Source organism: Fortiea contorta PCC 7126 (assembly GCF_000332295.1).
Lineage (GTDB): Bacteria > Cyanobacteriota > Cyanobacteriia > Cyanobacteriales > Nostocaceae > Fortiea > Fortiea contorta.
The window spans coordinates 2,704,590-2,722,206 of sequence record NZ_KB235930.1 but is presented as its reverse complement, the minus strand read 5'-3'; the positions used below and the strand labels follow the sequence as shown (position 1 = coordinate 2,722,206).

14 protein-coding genes are annotated in these 17,617 nt (G+C 42.4%); 5 read left to right on the top strand and 9 right to left on the bottom strand.

The genetic code is table 11. The features are described from left to right. Positions 1-100 precede the first annotated feature (100 nt). Entirely contained in the window at positions 101-1,432 is a 1,332-nt protein-coding gene (locus MIC7126_RS0112640) for a sensor histidine kinase (protein ID WP_017653522.1), read from the top strand. Between the two features lie 139 nt (positions 1,433-1,571). Further along, positions 1,572-2,930: a sensor histidine kinase gene (locus MIC7126_RS0112635; RefSeq protein ID WP_026100214.1), complete on the top strand. Its 1,359-nt coding sequence runs from the start codon at positions 1,572-1,574 to the stop codon at positions 2,928-2,930. A 38-nt stretch (positions 2,931-2,968) separates the two neighbouring features. Here MIC7126_RS0112635 and MIC7126_RS0112630 read toward each other — a convergent pair whose 3' ends face one another. The 8 genes from MIC7126_RS0112630 to MIC7126_RS0112595 all read right to left on the bottom strand — a co-directional run bounded on the left by MIC7126_RS0112630 (position 2,969) and on the right by MIC7126_RS0112595 (position 13,777). Then, positions 2,969-4,438 carry a hypothetical protein gene (locus tag MIC7126_RS0112630; RefSeq protein ID WP_017653520.1) on the bottom strand — a complete coding sequence of 490 codons (1,470 nt, stop codon included), beginning with the start codon at positions 4,436-4,438 and terminating at the stop codon, positions 2,969-2,971. A 353-nt stretch (positions 4,439-4,791) separates the two neighbouring features. Then, positions 4,792-5,649: an SDR family NAD(P)-dependent oxidoreductase gene (locus MIC7126_RS0112625; protein ID WP_017653519.1), complete on the bottom strand. Its 858-nt coding sequence runs from the start codon at positions 5,647-5,649 to the stop codon at positions 4,792-4,794. A 636-nt stretch (positions 5,650-6,285) separates the two neighbouring features. Then, complete coding sequence (locus MIC7126_RS0112620; protein WP_017653518.1) at positions 6,286-7,926, bottom strand: alpha/beta hydrolase; 1,641 nt, start codon at positions 7,924-7,926, stop codon at positions 6,286-6,288. Positions 7,927-8,020: 94 nt separating this feature from the next. After that, positions 8,021-8,944: an ion channel gene (locus MIC7126_RS0112615; protein ID WP_017653517.1), complete on the bottom strand. Its 924-nt coding sequence runs from the start codon at positions 8,942-8,944 to the stop codon at positions 8,021-8,023. A 184-nt stretch (positions 8,945-9,128) separates the two neighbouring features. Next, on the bottom strand, positions 9,129-9,668 hold the full coding sequence (locus MIC7126_RS0112610) for a DUF2382 domain-containing protein (protein WP_017653516.1): 540 nt from the start codon (positions 9,666-9,668) through the stop codon (positions 9,129-9,131). Between the two features lie 112 nt (positions 9,669-9,780). Then, entirely contained in the window at positions 9,781-10,692 is a 912-nt protein-coding gene (locus MIC7126_RS0112605) for a DUF2382 domain-containing protein (RefSeq protein WP_017653515.1), read from the bottom strand. 259 nt (positions 10,693-10,951) lie between these two features. Continuing rightward, positions 10,952-11,791, bottom strand: a complete 840-nt coding sequence (locus MIC7126_RS0112600; protein ID WP_017653514.1) for a DUF2382 domain-containing protein — start codon at positions 11,789-11,791, stop codon at positions 10,952-10,954. An 81-nt stretch (positions 11,792-11,872) separates the two neighbouring features. Further along, a complete protein-coding gene (locus tag MIC7126_RS0112595; protein ID WP_017653513.1) occupies positions 11,873-13,777 on the bottom strand; it encodes a transketolase in 1,905 nt (634 codons plus the stop codon). 297 nt (positions 13,778-14,074) lie between these two features. Between MIC7126_RS0112595 and MIC7126_RS0112590 the strand changes: the two genes are divergently transcribed. The 3 genes from MIC7126_RS0112590 (at position 14,075) to MIC7126_RS0112580 (ending at position 15,925) form a co-directional block, all read left to right on the top strand. Next, complete coding sequence (locus tag MIC7126_RS0112590) at positions 14,075-14,719, top strand: bifunctional 4-hydroxy-2-oxoglutarate aldolase/2-dehydro-3-deoxy-phosphogluconate aldolase (RefSeq protein ID WP_017653512.1); 645 nt, start codon at positions 14,075-14,077, stop codon at positions 14,717-14,719. Positions 14,720-14,764: 45 nt separating this feature from the next. Further along, the gene (locus MIC7126_RS0112585; RefSeq protein ID WP_017653511.1) at positions 14,765-15,280 is read left to right on the top strand and encodes a L,D-transpeptidase; all 516 of its coding nucleotides are present in this window, start codon (positions 14,765-14,767) and stop codon (positions 15,278-15,280) included. 117 nt (positions 15,281-15,397) lie between these two features. Continuing rightward, positions 15,398-15,925, top strand: a complete 528-nt coding sequence (locus MIC7126_RS0112580; protein WP_017653510.1) for a L,D-transpeptidase — start codon at positions 15,398-15,400, stop codon at positions 15,923-15,925. A 50-nt stretch (positions 15,926-15,975) separates the two neighbouring features. Here MIC7126_RS0112580 and MIC7126_RS0112575 read toward each other — a convergent pair whose 3' ends face one another. Further along, complete coding sequence (locus MIC7126_RS0112575; RefSeq protein ID WP_017653509.1) at positions 15,976-17,574, bottom strand: Hsp70 family protein; 1,599 nt, start codon at positions 17,572-17,574, stop codon at positions 15,976-15,978. Between the last annotated feature and the right edge of the window lie 43 nt (positions 17,575-17,617).

The window sequence follows — 17,617 nt, the reverse complement described above, 5'->3', positions numbered from 1 at the left end:
TTGTGATCTTTTCTAGGCATTGCCTAAGAAATTCATTATTTAATATATTTGTTGTCTATGCTATATTCAATTCGACTAGACTGGGGGAGTTAGCAAAAGAATGCCCTGTGGGGATTTCTCAAATCAACCTTTGCTGGATACTGTTATTGAAAAATTGCATGTAGAGTCAAATCTGCAAGAATTGCCATTATGGAAATTAAAATTTGATATTGGCGAATCAGTTTCTGGATTAAGAGCAATATTCCAGTCGCAACCGCTCTTACCAGGAGTGCTGCTAGTAGAACAGGGTGATGAACTAGTAACCATGATTTCTAGACGGCAATTTTTTGAAAATATTGCTGTTAATTTTGAATCTGAAAAATTTAGCGATCGCTCTTTGGAAGTCGTCTTTCAAAATTTATCATCCGATATCCTAATTTTACCAAGTGAAACACTAATTTTAGCTGCAGCCCAACAAGCTTTAGCACGTCAGCCGGAATCATTATCAGAGCCGATAGTTGTTAGCATCAATTCTAAAAAATATGGAATTGTCGATATGCAGCAATTATTGATTGCTCAATCTAAAATCTATCAATTAAAACACAAAATAATCAGAGAAGAAAAATTACAGGAATTATTGCAAACAGAAAAACTTGCCATTTTAGGACGCATGGTAGCGTCAATCACCCACGAAATCAGGAACCCTGTTAACTGTATTGGCGGAAATTTACCATTTTTAAGCAATTATTTTCAAGATTTAATGAGGTTATTGAATGCTTATGAAACAGAATATCGTCACTCATCTCCAGTAATTGCACAAATTAGATCTAAAATCGATTTAGATTTTATCTACACAGATTTATCACAAATTTTAAACACCCTCAATGTTAGTTCCGAAAGTTTAAGAGAAATCATCACAAGTTTATATGAATTTACTGCTAAAGCCGAGAAACAACGTCAACCAACTAATATACACACATGCATTGATAATACGCTACTGATTCTCCAACATCGAATGAATAACGATATTGAAGTAATTAGAAATTATAGTGATTTACCGCTGATAATTTGTTATGCAGGACAAATAAGTCAGGTATTAATAAATTTATTAAACAATGCCTTAGACGCTTTATATGAGAAGATAAAAAGAACCAAAGATTGGCAACCCCAGATCGAGATTCATACAGAAATTATCCAGCAGGAAATTCAACAATACATTTCGATTCGCATAGCTGATAATGGCGTGGGGATACCGATAGAAATTCAAAAGCAGATTTTTGAGGATTTTTTCACTACTAAACCGGTGGGTAAAGGTACAGGGCTAGGGTTAGCAATTAGTTACGAAATTGTTACACACAAGCATGGTGGACAATTACAGGTGACATCCCAACCGAATATTGGTACTGAATTTCGGATTCTCTTACCTTTAGTACCAATTTCTGCCAATCATTAATAGTATTTTCTGGTGTATTGTGGCTCGACAATGCAATATTTCTATAGATGTGATGCATAGTACCCTGTTAATTTCAGACTAGTTAGAGTTAACATGTTAGCTTGTTTGTTAACTGTTTTTGTACTGATAAGAGTTTCCAGTGTCGCCAGAATTCAGTTCTCAGATTTCACCGCCATTTTTTTCTGAAGGTAGCGATGGCTATCTTGGTTTAAATTCAACTCTCCAGGAACTAACAATGTATAGCTTTCAAGTGGAAGTTAGCTATACCGCTGGAGAAATCACAAAGTTTTTTGAAAAATATCCCTTACTCCCAGGAGCAATTTTACTGGAACAGGGACAGTTTATCGGCATGATTTCTCGGCGACGACTGCTAGAATTTTTGATTCGTCCTCATGGACAAGAATTATTTTTTCGAGAACCTTTAAGTGTTCTTTATAGCTATGCGCGGACAGATATTTTATTGCTGAATGAAACAACACCCATTTTGACAGCAACGCAGTTGACTATGAGGCGAACTCCAGAATTTTTAGCAGAACCAATAGTAGTTCAAACTGCATCTAATAATTATCAGCTAATAGATATATATGAATTAAATATTGCATCTTGGCAAATTCGCGGTATCGAAACTCAGGTACGATATGAACGCAGCCAAAACAAAATGATTCAAAATGATAAAATGGCGAGTTTAGGACGTTTAGTTGATGGGATAGCACACGAAATTTTAGACCCCGTAGGCTTTATTTGGGGTAACTTAACTTATATTTCTAACTATAGTCAAGACTTGCTCAAACTCATCGCCGTTTATGAAAAAAATTTATCTGCGCCTTCAGCAGAAATTACCCATATTAAAGATGAGATTGAATTCGATTTTTTAGAACAGGATTTATCAAAAGCGCTGACTAGTATTAAAACTGGCGCCGAAAGATTAAGAAAACTTGTTACCAGCTTACAAAATTTTTGTCATATCGACGAACTTTATCCTAAACCCGTAGATCTACACGCTTGTATAGATAGTATTGTCCTTTTAATTAATAGCCGAATTAAAGGGGAAATTACAATAGTTAAAAATTATGGTCATTTACCACCAGTATATTGTTTCGTGGGGCAACTTAGCCAAGTATTGATGAATATCTTAAGTGAATCTATAGACGCATTATTAAATGAAGCAGTGCGTCAGCAATTTTATTCTCAGCCGATAAATACTCACAATAAACCCCGAATTGATATTACGACAAAAGTTATTTCTCAAGCGGGAAATAGAACAGAATCGCCAGATTCTCGCTGGGTTTCTATTCATATAGCTGACAATGGCCCTGGTTTATCAGAGGGTTTAAAACAGCAAATTATTGAATCTTTTTCTGTCGAAAAACAGGCTGAGAAGACAACTAGTTTAGCAGTTAGTTATCGCATTATCACTTCCAAGCATGGAGGTAAATTTAATTTTAATTCTCAACCTGGTGTGGGGACAGAATTTGAAATATTATTACCTTTGGTTTAATCTTTGTTACTTATTTTTGACTCTCATTTCCACATCTCCTAAGAAAGCAAATTTTCGCCGCGTTGATAAATTTCTCGCGCGTAGTCAGTCCAAGCGCCTTGTCCCCAATAACGAAAACAACTAGTTTGTAGTAATAAGTTATGCAGTAGCGCTTGGCGATATTTGGTGGTATTAGTTGGTAATAATTGCTCTAGTTTTTGATGAAATAAGCTGCTGAGTTGATACATAGGCGATAGCACGTTTTCATATCCTTTTACCCAACTGATATGATTCGTCCAAGAAGCACCATCCATATGAAAATTAGGATGATTTTGCTTTAATTCTTGGATAACATTTTCTACAACTTCAGGTTGACAATTATCAACGGAAACTCGCTGCCAAATTTGGTGTTGTCCTACTGGCTGACATTGGGGATAATCTGCTAAATTGCATCCAGCCGCTGTGATTAATTCTAGATATTCAGTGCCACACACACCAACAATACCCGATTTTCCTCCTCCTTGATTGAGCATTTCTTGCCAAGCTTGTTTGAAGGCGCTGGGAAATTCATTCATCATCACTCCACCATTTTCTCCATCGCCAATTTGACTGACAATTGGTGGGATAAATACATTGCCTATTTGTTGTGAAGATAAGGTTTTGGCTTCATAGTATGGCTGCATTTGACCTACTAATTTAGTATCTGAACCTTGGGTTTTGATCAGGGCGGTAATACTAATTGTTTCGCCTTGGGAATTGCGAGCAATGAGTTGATGTGGTAAGTGTTTGTGAATAATAGATTCACCGTTGATGGTTTCTATGGAGTGTTCTTGCACTAGTAACCAACGATAACCGCATTCTTTGAGTGCTTTGACGAATTCATAGAGGGTGTCAGGATGATTGGGGAGGTGCATTTCTGGAGGTGAAAAACCTTTGACTCGCGCTAGTGCTTCCCATCCAAAAATGGCAGCAAATTGATGTTGCCAAGCGATGATGTGCAGTTTAATATCTGCTATGGGGGTGGAGGGTATGACAGCATGACTCCACATTGTTCCCAGCCATTCGACATAGGGCTGATAGGTACGATCGCAGGTAATGCGTTTAAGATTGTCGAGGATATCGCTGCGTCCCATTTGTCTGAGTCCCCACAACAGATTACCTGAATAATCCAACATTACGCGGGGATTGCAACCTTGCTGCACAAGTTCGGGAATAAAATCGCCCATGCGGCTGTAACAATAAGCAAAGGGTGCGGCGTTGTGGTTGTCTCCGGTGTGGGGATGTGCAAACATGTCTTGCAGATTACTAATCAATGCACCGTTATCACCAGCGGGGATTGTGGGCTGGTGCATATGTAAGGCGATCGCAAATACTGCTTTGATATCTGCTAAGTTGAGATTTGTTGATGGTGAAAATATGGGTGCGTCATGGTTAACTACCGAGAGTACCTCTGTTTCCCAACCAGAAATATTTGGTAAATTATCGATGATTTCGGGCAATGTGGGGAGATGGGAAGGCAATGTTAGCATTTGCTGGCTGCTCCGCAATCAGGTATGTTTCATTATGCGATCGCCGTGAGCACACATAGCAGTTTTAAATTGCAAATGCTGTGGGAAATAGGGGTTAGGGGTGAGGGAATAGGGGCTAGAGAATGACTCTTTCTCAAGAAAAGCAACAATTTGATATGTAGGGGCGAACGGTTGTTCGCCCTTTCTTCTCAGGGTTGTTCGCCCTTTCTTCTCAGGGTTGTTCGCCCTTTCTTCTCAGGGTTGTTCGCCCTTTCTTCTCAGGGTTGTTCGCCCTTTCTTCTCAGGGTTGTTCGCCCTTTCTTCATTTTCACCAGATGTCTAACGGTGTTGATTTGATCGAGAGTTTTGGATCGTTAAGATTTTCGTGCTGAGACGAAAGCAGTCATGTTGTTTGACCACAGCAAGTCACTCAGGCGCTGAAATTTGCTGAGGAGTCTGTTAGTTGTCGATGGAGTGGCTAAGTTTAAAATCCACTCTAGCAACCAAGGTGTGAAACGTTGACACCAAACGGCTAAGTAAGTTTGCCAACCCACTAAAATTTCTGGTGAATCTCTTTCTAGTCCGGTGATCAGGGTTTGGGCGACTTGCTGGGGTGTCATGGGGATTACCCAGCGAAAGTTTTGGAAGTCCCGCACCATGTCGGTGTCTGTGAGGGTGGGTAATAAGGCTTGGACTTGAATGTTGTGTTGTGCTAGTTCGCGCCGTAAGGCTTGGGTAAAGCCGAGAATTGCGAATTTGGTGGCTGAGTATGTCGCCATTGTGGGTGCGGCTATTTTTCCCATTAAGCTGGAGACGTTAACAATTCTTCCTTGTTTTTGGGTAGCCATCCGCCGAGCAATTAGGCTGGTGAGGGTATACATTCCCATCAAATTGACAGAAATTTCTTCTTGAACTTGGGGAAGTTTGCATTGCAAGAATGAGTTTTGATAGGCGACTCCTGCACAGTTAACTAAAAGATGGATGGGGCCATAGTTGCGCCAAATTTGAGCAACGGCGATATTTAGCTCGACTGCTTGGGTTAAATCGACAGCAACAATTGTCGCTTGTGTTCCCATTGCTTCGATTTCTTTGGCTACTTGGGTGAGTTTTCGTTGATCGCGTGCTAGCAATATCACTCGCTTGATACCTTGCTGTGCTAGTTCCAGAGCGATCGCCCGTCCTATTCCACGGGAAGCGCCGGTAATCAGTGCTACCTTACCTTGAATCTTCATGAGTTTTTACCTCTAATTTCTTGGTCTGACTGCGCGCTTGCTGTTGCGTCTGTTCAGTCAGACAAGCTGTTTATGGTATCTGCAATGTTTTATTGGGCTGGGAGCTAGGAATATTTCTTGGTTAATCTGCAATCCCTCACCGTTAGTCTAGATAAATTCCTCGCTTTGCCTGATGATTAACTTTTTCTACAATCGACTGAATGGATATAGCTCATAGGTTTTGACGTTTCCTCAATAGGAGCATTCCTGAGATTGCTGTCACTACACACGTTAACAACTAAATCAAGTTATAGCAACATTTTTTAATAAGTATTTCTTAATACTTCTTCACAAGAAGTATATATATTAAACAAATTTTAAGGATAAGTTTTTATAAATACTACCAGATAAATATAGGTTTTCCCTGACAATCGGCTCAGATTAATGCTTCGGAGTTAGATAACAATGATTGGCGTTATAGCTTAGGAAACATGATTTAGATGTGGTTTTTCAGTATTTATACTGAAAAGTTTGGTGGATGTTGCTCAGATATGCAGAGGTAGCTGGAAATTATTTTGATCCCTGTAATGATTTCGTGGTGGTGAGGTTTGAGGTTAAAGAAGTTGGGAGTTTTTAACGCTGAGGTAGGCTGAGTGTTTATGGGCGTGGAGGGGTGAGTTTTTCGTCGCTGAGGGATTGTAGGAAGCTGAGATTGAGGGGAGTTTGGCTGATGTATTTGGCATAGGCTGGTTGTAGGTAGGTGCGGTATTCGGGCCGTTGGAGTAGATGGGTTTCTAAGAAGGCGACGCTTAAAGCTTTGAGATAAGCATAGAATGCGGCGCGGTTGGGGCCGAGTAGTGCGGGGGGGACGGGTAGGACATCGTTTTCTGGGGTGGGTTCGGCGATCGCAGAAAAATGAGTGGCGTTTTCAACGAGGGCTAAATATTTATTGGGATCAGCAAGCCAGGTGAAGGGGCGGATCTGTTCTGATACTGGTGGGGCGAAAATATCTTGACTTGCGGCTACAAGCATGATCGGAAGTTTAATTTTCTTGATTTCACGCTCGCCTAAAATGGAGCTACCGATGGGATTGATGGCTAGGGCAACTTTGATGCGATTGTCTGGAAGTGGATAGTCGGCTACAGGTAATGTGACTGCTTGACACTGCAAAATTAGTGACAAGTTAAAAGATGATGTATTATTAGGGTTACAATCCTGGCGGAGCTGATCAAAGTTAATTTTGGCGCCGGCTAGGGATAAGGCTGTGTAACCACCAAAAGAATGACCAATGACTCCGATTTGTTGGAAGTTGAGTTTTCCTTGTAGGGCGGGATCAACTTTGTCTAGTCGCTGGAGTTCATTCAGGAGAAATTTGATATCTAATGGTCGGTCAACAAATTCTTTGGCGTCTGGTGCTGCGGCTAAACCGACGAAATATTGCTGAACTCGTTCGGCGTTGCTACCGGGATGTTCTAAAACAGCAACTGCAAAACCGTAAGAGACGAGATGTTGAGCTAGATAAACAAAGGCGTAGCGGTCTGAGGCGATCCCATGGGAAATGACGACCAAGGGAAAAGAAGTCGGGCTGGTTTCGGCGGAATTTTGCGGCTTTTGGGGTAGGTAGAGATCAACGGGTAAACGACGATCGCGCACACCGTCAGTGAGAGTTAAACTTTTTTTATCGAAGCGGAATTTTCCAGGCGATCGCAAATCTGGTTGTTGCGAAAAATCAACAGTAGAATTAGCTGCAGCAGCGATCGCTTCTTTTTGCACCACAGCCACTATTTCATCCCGCTGTTTCAGTAATGTCGATAAATCCGCAACTATCCTTAACCCTTCCGTAAAATTCAGTCGCAAAGTTTCAGTAGGAAATCTTCTCAACAAATTGACTACAGTTAAACCTTCTTTATCAGCAGCAGCCAAAATTAGCGCCCCTCGCAAAGCATAAAAGCCATTGCGACGGGAATCAGTCAAGATTAATTCTCCTAAACGCTGCAATACTTGTTCCCCTATAGGTGAGTAAGTCACCTGAGACACCAAAGTGGGTGTGACATTGAAGCGCTGCTGAAGTAAATCCCGCAACTGAGCAAGTTGTTGCGGATTAGCACGGCTAGCATAAAATTCTAATTCACTATCAATCTTGCCTTCTTTGGCGAAACGTTCCAGCGATTCCACAGATAAAGAAAACTCCCCAAAGGGAGGGTAAAAAAAGCTAATGCGTTCCGCACCTAATCCAGGAGTAGCTGTCATCAAGGTAGATAGCAATCCTAAACTGAAGTATTTTAGAAGTTTTTTCATAATTTCTCTCCCTTTCCTCTTCATCCTTCATCCTTCATCCTTCACCCTTCATCCTTCATCCTTCACCCTTCATCCTTCATCCTTCTTGTACTAGTCAATTCGTCTCGTCCAGCGATAAAATCTCGTGAAAATATTGATAGTCAATGTAGCGATGTCCATCATCGGTGTGGTGCAAAATATTGACAAAGCGATAATTCCAGAGAATTTCCATCGCACCGTAACTATGTCGAGCATGTACTACCTGGGCGACGGTTTCATCAATACCGCTAATGGAAATCACCAAGGTAGCGTTAGTTTGCACTAATGACTCTGCTGACATCTCATACAGCGGACTAAACTGATCAATCACATGCATCACCGTCCAGGATAAGGTAAAACTGGGTGTTTGATGCCTTAATAACTTGAGGTCATGAATTCTACGCATCGCTTCACCCTCTGCGGTGACTTCATCTCGCAACAGATAAACTCGTATCTGCGCTTCTAGAATCAGGTTACGGCGTTGGTTAGCAGCACGAAAAGTTAGCGTCGGTAATCCTTCATAAGGTGTGATAACTGCGACTTTGCTAAATATGACACGTGCAGATGGTCGAGAAAACCGAGCAAACGCTAGTCCTGTCATCACTGCAATTCCCACTAAACCAATCATCGCTTCAATGGTGACAATGGTGTTAGCATAAGTTGTCTTAGGATACATCGCACCGTAGCCAATGGATGCCAGGGTCTGGACACTGAAAAAGAACACATCCAAAAATGAACCGGGTCGAGCGTTAGCGATACAATCGCCTCCAGCCAAGTAGGCTAAAGCAAATGTTGCATTAATTGCTACATACGCCACAGCAATCATGACTATAAAGCCAAACCAGGGAATTGTCAGTAGCAAATGATAAGGATCGCGCCAGTAAGAGTACCAAGCGCCCATTCCTTCAACGTGGAACTGTCCATCCCGGATTTTGATGTTAACTCTTGGCTGTAATCGCTGTTTTTGTTTTTTAGAAAGTCTTGTTACTCGAAATCTCATCAGCAGTAGCTACCAGCAGAGGAGGTTTAGCGTTGTCAGCAATGACACTACTAACCTTACTGCGAAATGAGCTGCGTAGTGAAGATTTCAATTTATGATTTGTTATGAGTTATTAGACTTATGTATAAATTAAACGTATATTACCTAAAGAGCACATTGTACGGGCGAACGGTTGTTCGCCCCTTCAGGCTTCCTGTTGACTGTGGGAACAACGATTAAACCACTCTTGGTATTTTTGCTGTTGTTGTTGATTTTCGACTGCAATTGTTAATTGTATCTGTTGACAGCCATGATTTTGCTCAAGAGCGATCGCATTTAAAAGTAAGCTCGCAATTTTCGGTGAGCTAAAGACCCCACGCACTGTTAAATTGCCATTCAAGCTGACTAATTGTGGTCTTGAATCTTGAGTAATTTCGACACTACTATTTTCTGTTAAACCTAAATCAATTTCTGCTAATTGTTTGGTTTCTGAACCGACTTGTTCAACAATTAGTTTCTCGCGCCTAACTGGAACTTCTACTATCCGAGTTTCGATGACTTTGCGAACAATTACATCCCCTATTTTCTGCCGTTGATGATTAACTACTAATCTTTCTTCTAGTAATTTAATAATTGTTTCTTCATCAATTGCTGCTAAACTCAGTTTCTCTTCAGAATTCTGCTCAGGAGTGTATGCTGATATTGTGCGATCGCCTGGCGTAGTTGTTTGTAAATGTTCAGGCATAGGGCTTATTTATTGATAAGTTAGAGATATTTTAATTCAATGCAGTTAAGGTGTTTAGTGATATTAATGAATGAATAGAGACGAAGCACAAGCAACGTCTCTATAGAATTAATTAGCGTTCTTCAATTGGTAAGTTAGGAGAATTGACATCTAACTCTTCGCGACGAACTGTTGCTTGAGCTTCAGCTGTATCTTGCTCAACAACTTTTTTCACTCTCACTTCTTCGCGCAATATTGTTTCTTTGCGGATGTCGGGAGTTTCTTCGTGGATTTCCATGCGAGCTACTTCACCTTCACGGAAAGCACCTTCGCCAGGAGTAACGGCTTTTCCTGCGTCTGTGGGTGTGACTCGCTCAATCACCACACGCTCTCTTTCTACTGGTACTGCGACTCGCGCTGTTTCGGTTTCAATACGTTTACCAACACTTACTTCGCCGGTTTTTTGGCGTCGCTTGTTGGCGATTAACCGTTCTTCATATAATCTGAGAGTTTGATGATCTTGCTCGTTCAAGCCAAACAATGCAGGCTCGTTGTGATAATTGTATGTATCGCGGTTGTAAGCAGGTGTAACAGCTGGCTGATAGTTTGTATCCAGCGTTGCTGATGCTTCCATTGGCATTGCAGATTCTAAAGAAGTTGATGATTCTACTGCTCTGGTACCATATTCTGGAGTGCGATAAACTCCGCGTACCTTTTCTTCATAATCGTAATCTAGGGCTAGACGTTCGTCGAACTCTGGTAAGTTTTCTGCCTGCTCTCTATTCAGACCAACAGCATAAACGCGATCGCGATTATAATCAATGCGAGAACGTCCGATTGGTAACAATACTTTCTTGCCAAAAATCCAGAAACCTAAGTCTAAAACCAAGTAACGGAAGTGACCTTCATCATCGACTAGAACTTCACTAACGGAACCGATTTTTTCGTCAGATCCTTCTGTGTAAACACCAAGTCCTTTGATGTCTTTATCTTGAAAAGTTTCGCGGTAGTCAGGGTCAAAGTCTTGTAGTTTATAAAGAGCCATTTATTTCACCTCTAAAGCTTTTCTGCTGTCTCCTATTAACTAAATTAGATACTTTTTCAGCATTAATCAATCTTTCTCTCGGCTGAATTAATGTGTTTAGGAATTTGTCAATAGATATAGAGATTAGGGGTTAGAGGTTAGGGGTTAGTATTTTCATTTCATAATTTAAAGATAAATAATATTGCAATACATAAGTTTTTGTAGGGGCACAACAATGTTGTGCCCTCACCCATTGAACTATACCCGCCATCAAAACCATCTAGATGATATCAGGTCGATTTATATTGCCTTCATTAACGCGCAAATCTCCTGTGTCAATGTCTAATTCTTCTCGTCGAATAGTTTCTTGGGCTTCAACGGTGTCCCGATCTACTACTTTCTTGACGCGGATTTCTTCGCGGACGAATGCTTCTTTATGAATCTGCGGAGTTTCTTCATAAACTTCTATGCGTGCTACTTCTCCTTCAGAGAATTTTATCTCTTGGGGGTCAACAACTCTGTCTGATGCTGTAGGAGAAACTCGCTCAATAATGACGCGCTCTTTTTCAATGGGAACCTTAACTCTCGCGGTTTGGGTTTCAATGTGCTTACCTAGTGCTACCTCTCCAGTTTTCACCCGGTTTTTGTTAGCGATTAAGCGTTCTTCATAAAGTCTAAAAGTCTGATGATATTGGTCGTCTAATTGGTATAAATTAGGCTCTTGCTGGTATGAATATGTGTCACGGTTATATTTTAAGCCGTTATTTCCAGAGCGATAAACGCTGCGTACTCTTTCTTCAAAATCTTCGCCGACGACCATATCTTCTCGATATTCAGGTAAACGCTCTACTTGCTCTTTACTCAGTCCATCGACATAGACACGTTTAGCAGGGTAATTAATTCGAGATAGTCCAATGGGGAGAAGAATTTTTTTACTCGCAGAATCATAACTAGTGTCGATGACAATATAGCGAAAGCGACCATTTTGGTCTACTAAAGTATCAACAACTGAGCCGATTCTCATGCCGCTTTCTGTGTAAACATCTAAGGCTTTAACGTCACTACCACCAAAGGTTTCTCGATAGTTTTGGTCAAATTCTTCAAGTTTGTAGAGGGGCATAAGTTCTTCCTATTTTGTGGAGGGAATCTATCTATTAGCGTAGAGTTTATCGAGTTTGCTCACCTCATGCTGGCGACTGAATTAATATGAAGAACTGGATGCACCTATAGGCTGTCTAACTTGAGATTTTACAGCCGCAATGATCGCATCAGCGTCTATTTTGGCAGCATGAAGTAGTTCTTCTGGTGTACCCGAACCTGGTAAATCGCGGACTGCTAGCTTAATTAACCGGAGCGGGGGCCCGTCGTAGCTGGGCGCCTCACCTTCACCTGCGAAGGCGTCAAGCACTGCTGCGCCTAATCCACCTTCAAACCAGTGGTCTTCGACGACAATTAAGTTACCTTCGGTGTCCTGTGCGGCTTGGTGTAGAGTTTGCACATCTATGGGCTTGACGGAGTAGGCGTCGATAATTCTGATGGCGATACCTTCATTTTTCAGGCGATCGCCTGCTTTAATTGTTTCATGCAAGGTGATCCCCGCCGCAATCACGGTGACTTGATCGCGCTCGGAACTCCGGACTATCTTGCTCCCACCGATGGCAAAATCTTCGTCATCTGCGTATATTACGGGTGTACTTTCTCGCGTGGTGCGGAGATAAACAACCCCTTCAAGGTCGCTCATATGTGCGACTAATTTTGCAGTTTGGTTGGCGTCACAGGGATACAAAACTGTGCTATTCCATACCGCTCGCAAGGACGCTAAGTCTTCTAATCCCATTTGTGAGGGCCCATCTTGACCGATGGATATTCCGGCGTGGGAACCCACTAACCTAATATTGGCGCGGGATACCGCCGCCATCCGTACAAAATCGTAAGCACGAGTTAAAAAGGCGGCGAAGGTGGAAGCAAAGGGTTTATATTTTCGCACCTGTAAGCCTACGGCGACTGCTACCATTTGCTGTTCAGCAATGAACATTTCAAAATAGCGCTCTGGATAAGCTTCGGCGAAGTCTTCCGCATAAGTAGAGTTACTGACTTCCGCATCTAAAACTACTACATCTGGTTGGGCGGCTCCCAAGGCTTTGAGTGCATCACCGTAGGCGCGACGGGTGGCGACTTTTTTTCCTAACTCATAGGTGGGTAGTTGCAATGGTTGAGCATTACCTGTAAAGGCGGGTTTTCCTTGGGTTTCCGGTTTCAGGGCCGGGGTGAAAATTTGGCGATCGCCCCCTAATTCGGCGATCGCTTGGCGCTCATCTTCCGGTTTTAAAGCTTTACCGTGCCAACCTCCTAAATCTTCTAGAGCCGCTACACCTTTACCTTTCTTTGTCCGCGCAATAATTACTGTGGGGCGATCGTTAACGGCTAAAGCTGCGCTATAAGCTTGGTCAATTTCTGTGAAATCATGTCCATCAATCTCAATTGCTTGCCAACCAAAAGCCCTAGCCCGCCTAGCATAAGCTTGGGTGTTCCAGCCTAATTCTGTTTGACCCCGCTGACCCAGGCGATTAACATCAATAATGGCAATCAGGTTGTCTAAACCGTAGTGTGCAGCGTGATTAAAAGCCTCCCACACCGAGCCTTCAGCCGTTTCGCTATCACCCAGCAATACCCAAACATTGTATGGTAGCTGGTCTAAATATTTACCCGCCAAAGCCAAACCCACAGCGATAGGTAATCCCTGTCCCAAGGAACCCGTCGCCACATCCACCAACGGTAAAACCGGGGTGGGATGACCTTCAAAAGGGCTGCCAAATTGCCGCAGTGACAACAAATCTGCATCAGATATTGCCCCTGCGGCTTTATACATCGAGTAGAGCAATGGGGCTGCATGTCCTTTAGAGAGGATAAAGCGATCGTTGTTGGGGTTATCTGGCTGCTGAAAATCGTAGCGGAGATATCCAGCTAAGAGCACCGCCATCAAATCAGCAGGGGACATCGACGAGGTGGGATGGCCCGAACCAGCGACTGTTGTAGCGCGAATACTATCGACACGTAGCTGTTGTGCCAGTTCGTGCCATTGCTGAAGCTGCTGTTGTATGGTCATAGTTTTTTCCAACAATCAAGATAGGGAAGAGGTAGGTATCATCTCCCAAGAAATACCTACGCGGTGCGATGATGGCTTTACACCAGATATAAATTCTTTGCTTAAAGTTGATTATTGTTAAAGAGTTGTTTTACTTTTTTCTGATTTCACTGTATAAATTTGCAGACATAATTGCTTCTTTCTAATGGAGTAATCAGTAACTCTTCCTGAAGAAATATAAAAAGTTATTTGTTATTTGTCATTTGTTATTTGTTATTGGTTATTTGTTATTTCTGACTTTCCCATGCTCTATTGAACATGTCTGATCAAACTTGGTTATTAAAGTTGCACGAACAAAAAGCGATCGCTGTGATTCGCGCCCCAGAAATGAAATTAGCTCGACAAATGGCTTGGGCTGTGGCTGATGGGGGGATGCAGTTGATCGAAATTGCTTGGAATTGCGATCGCGCTGCTGAGTTAATCGATCAATTACGCTGTGAGTTGCCTGGGTGTATCATCGGTACGGGTACTGTGTTTAATGTTGAGCAATTACACGCAGCTATCAGCGCTGGAGCACAATTTCTCTTTTCGCCTCATGTCGATACGGCGATGATTCAAGCTGCAGTTAAACAAGATATCCCGATAATTCCTGGTGCGCTCTCACCCACGGAAATTGTTACCGCTTGGAGTCACGGTGCTAGCTGCGTCAAGGTGTTTCCTGTGGAAGCGATGGGAGGCGCTAATTACATTAAAAGTTTACAAGGGCCATTAGGGCATATTCCCTTGATCCCTACTGGTGGCGTGACTTTGACCAATGCTCAAGAATTTTTACAAGCTGGAGCGGTAGCTGTTGGTTTAGGTGGACAATTATTTCCTCAGCATCTAGTAAAAACCGGAAATTGGCAAATAATCGCGCAGCAAGCGCAAAAACTGATACAACAGTTAGATAATGCTGAAGGATGAAGGGTGAAGGGTGAAGGATGAAGTGTGAAGGATGAAGTATGAAGTATGAATAAGAGTGTGATTTTAAGTAAGTGGTTGCGTGGTTTACAGATATTGGTGATGGGTACAGCCCTATCCCTAACCATGAGCAATCGAGAAACGGATCAGGTTTGGGCGAATTCCCGAAACCGCATGGTGGCTCAAACTATCCAGACATTGCAAAAATCAGACCAGCGCTGGATTCAAATAAAGCTTTCTCAGCAACGGTTAATCGCTTGGGATGGGAAAACGCCTGTTTATGCGATCGCTATTTCTACAGGTAAAAAATCTACCCCCACCCGCACTGGTACTTTTAAGATTCAATCCAAAATTAAATCTATGAGAATGCGGGGTAGAGACTATGACGTTCCTAACGTTCCCCACGCAATGTTTTATCAGGGAAATTATGGAATACATGGTGCTTATTGGCATCGAAGATTCGGTATTCCAGTTAGTCATGGTTGCGTGAATCTTGCACCCAATCACGCTAAATGGTTATTCAATTGGGCATCAATTGGTACACCAGTAGTGATTCACAGGTAGAGATGGGATAGAGAAAAAGCGAAAAATAACCAATAACCAATACAAAATTCATTAATTAAGCATGGTATTACATAAATAAATTGACGATTGAAAGATTCAAAAAGAAGGTAATGCTGGATGCGACCCTCAACTAATGGCATTGGGTTACAGTACTTCCGAAATATCTTTGTAGGTATGGCGTTAATTGTGGCTGCTTCATCTGTTTGGTCATCGCCACTCACGTTTGACCCCAAGTTTGCTACGGTCAAGATTGCTGCAGCAAATATCAACGGTAACGTCGAGCCAATAACTCCGACTCGCAGAATCGAAGTTGACCTTTCTCAACAACGATTATCTGCTTGGGAAGGCGATACGCTGGTTTACTCTTACCGCATTTCTACAGGTAAACGCAGGACTCCCACGCCAATAGGTAGGTTCCGGATTAATTCTAAGTATCGAATTAATCGAATGCGGGGTAGGGGGTATGATATTTCTGATGTTCCCTATGCTATGTATTTCTACAGAGGTTACGCTATTCACGGTGCATATTGGCACAACAATTTTGGCACCCCAGTTAGTCACGGTTGTGTGAATTTGCGCGTGAAACAAGCTCGTCAATTGTATAAATGGGCGAAAATTGGCACCTTGGTTGTTGTACGCCAGTAATTCATAATTCACGCCCCGACTTTCAACCCTATTCCCTGTTCCCTGCTAGATTAACTCAACTGTGCTACAAGTTGATTTTTTAACAGCGTGTTATTTGTCAATAAATCTTCAACGGTGATTCTGAGAAAGCGTTGTTCATCGATTTGAAAGAGTATTTTGATGCGATCGCTTCCGGGATATCCTGGGGGTGTGAGTTTGGCGATCGTTCTTGCGCCTTCTGTATCATTCAAAACTTTGACGCTGGTAACTCCACTATCGAGGCGACGGGTAATTAAGCGATCGCCATCAAAATACACTTCAGTTGCGCCTGTCTCTGCTCCCAATTCTCCCATAATTAATTCAATACTGGGTTGATTTTCTAAGGACGCACCTAAAACTAATTCTACCGGCTGATTCATAGGATAAGCTTGTCCCGCTCTAATAATTGGGTGCCAACTGTGCTTTTGTTGACGACGATCCCAATAACGGACACCATAACTATGGTAAAGAAAATCCTTGATTTCCACGCCTTGGGCTAGCTGTAGCGCTCCTTGGGCGATCGCTTCAAAAGGGCGATCGCTGCGAATTTTTCCAGGCTCAAAATATTGCTTCACCCATGTCTGCACTGTTGGTAGTTGTGCTGTCCCACCAACTAACAAAACTGCGTTAATATCTGCAAGTTCGATTCCTTGGCGTCGTGCTTGTTGTAATAAATTCGCCATAGAATCATCTAATTGCTCAAAAAATCCATGCTCTTTGAGGATATTTTCTAAAGTTTCGCGGTTGAGTTCTAACTCATAACTGGTAAACGTTTCATCATCAAAATAAACTTCGCTAGCTTGGTTTTGAGTCGATAACTGAATTTTCACCCGTTCAGCTAATCTTGTAGTCAAAGGACTGGTCGCCAAGCCTTGAGTTTGAGCAAAGTAATCCACTAACCAGTTGTCAATATCAGTCCCACCTAGGTTTTGTCCAGCTTTCGCCAATACACGCGCCGTCTTGACTTTTTGCTTAGAATCTGCTGCTAAAGATTTCTCACCCCATTTCAAGAGAAAGCCTACGGGGTTGTAATTTCCCTGGGCACTTTTATCTAACCGCACCAATGATAAATCTAAAGTACCACCGCCAAAGTCAATCACCAGCAAAATTTCTTGATCAGCCAAGCCATAACCCAGCGCTGCGGCTGTAGGTTCATCTAACATCCGCACTTGTTCTACAGCCAAGGATTGACAAACTTGTCCCAACCAATAGCGATAGGTTTCAAAGCTGTCTACAGGCACCGTTAAAATTAGAGAATCTAGCCCACCCTCTGCAGATGCTACTTGCTCAATCACCTGAGTCAAAAACCATTGTCCCACTTGCTCAAAAGAGACATTTTCTCCGTCTAATTCCGGTAAAAAGCCTTGGATATCCGCACCGATACCACGCTTGAAACTCTGGAAAAACCTAGCTGCATTTTTCAGGTCAAGACCGCGATCGCGCACTTGTTGCCCTACAATAACTTTACCCTGGCTAGCTTCTTCCACATACACCAAGCTAGGAATCAACGGCGGGTTGAGGCCTTGTTGAATCGATAAACCAGGTAGAGTCAGAGTTTCTGGTTTTTGAGTGATAGGGTTCCACCGAGCAATAACTGTGTTGCTAGTACCGAAATCGATTGCGATCGCCATAACTTTTCCATGATCTCACGCACAGGCGCGAAGACACAAACAA